Source organism: Myxococcus sp. AM009, assembly GCF_013372605.1.
GTDB classification, from domain to species: domain Bacteria; phylum Myxococcota; class Myxococcia; order Myxococcales; family Myxococcaceae; genus Myxococcus; species Myxococcus vastator.
Window position 1 is genome coordinate 1 of sequence record NZ_JABXEP010000350.1, and the last position, 1,281, is coordinate 1,281.

Consider the following 1,281-nt stretch of genomic DNA (forward strand, 5'->3'; position numbering starts at 1 on the left):
ACGACTTCTTCTCTCTCGGCGGACACTCCCTCAGCGCCACCCGCCTCGCGGCTCGCATCCGCTCCTCCTTCGGCGTCGAGCTTCCTCTCGCCTCCCTCTTCTCCTCTCCCTCCGTCGCCGCGCTTGCTCGTGAGTTGGAGGGAATCCAGGGCGCTACCGAGACGTCACTGCCAGCGCCAACGCCTCGTCGCGATGATGAGCGCGCGCTGCTGTCGTACTCGCAGGAGCGCATGTGGTTCCTGCACCAGTTGCAGCCCGACTCCAGCGCCTACCACATGCCCGAAGCACTGGAGCTCACGGGGCCCCTGGACATCGAGGCCCTGGAAGCCGCGCTCCACTGGCTGGTCTCGCGACACTCGGTGCTGCGATTGGCGGTTCCCGCTTCACGCGACGGACACCCCGTCCCGGTGTTGCAACCGGCCGCCCCGCGCGTGCTGAGCGTGGAGCATCTGGAGCCAGACGCATCCGCCACAACGCTGACGGCACATCTGCGACATGAAGCAGCTCGCCCCTTCGCGATGGCGGAAGGACCGCTGTACCGGTTCCGCCTGTGGCAACTCACGCCGCAGCGGCATGTCTTGTTGCTCGTCTTCCACCACCTGCTGGTGGATGGGACGTCGCTGTCCGTCCTGCTGCGAGAGCTGGCCGAGGCGTATCTCGCCTTCACCCAGGACTCGCTTCCCGCGCTCGCTCCAGTGGACCTGAGCTGGGCCGACGTGGCCGTATGGCAGCGCACGCCTCGGCTCCAGGAGCGTGAAGACCGGCAGCGCGAATACTGGGTGCGTCAGCTCGCCGACGCGCCGCGGCTGCTTCAGCTTCCCACCGACAAGCCACGTCCTTCCGTCCTCACCGGGAAGGGAGGCTCCATCGAGGGGCAGCAACTCTCACCAGCCCTCACCCAGGCGCTGCGCGCCTTCTGCCGCGAGCACGGGGTGACGCCTTTCATGGCGCTCCAGGCCACCTTCGCCGGACTGCTGCACCGCTACTCCGGACAGGAGGAGGTCTGCGTTGGCGTGCCTGTCTCCGGGCGCACGCATCCTGCTACCGAGGACGTCGTCGGACTCTTCGTCAACACCGTCGTCCTTCGCACCCGTTTCCTCTCCGACGACTCCTTCTCCGCCCTCCTCTCACGCACGCGCGCGACGGCGCTCGATGCCTTCTCTCACCAGGACGCTCCCTTCGAGCGCGTCGTCCACGCCCTCGGCGTCCAGCGAAGCCCCAACCACGCGCCGCTCGTCCAGGTCGCCTTCGTCTGGAATCGCGCGGGCGCTCCGCTTCACC

1 protein-coding gene is annotated in these 1,281 nt (G+C 67.9%); it reads left to right on the top strand.

Annotated elements, in window-relative coordinates; genetic code table 11:
- The coding region (locus tag HV824_RS35790) for a condensation domain-containing protein (RefSeq protein WP_255208623.1) at window positions 1-1,281 on the top strand (1,281 nt) is incomplete at both ends.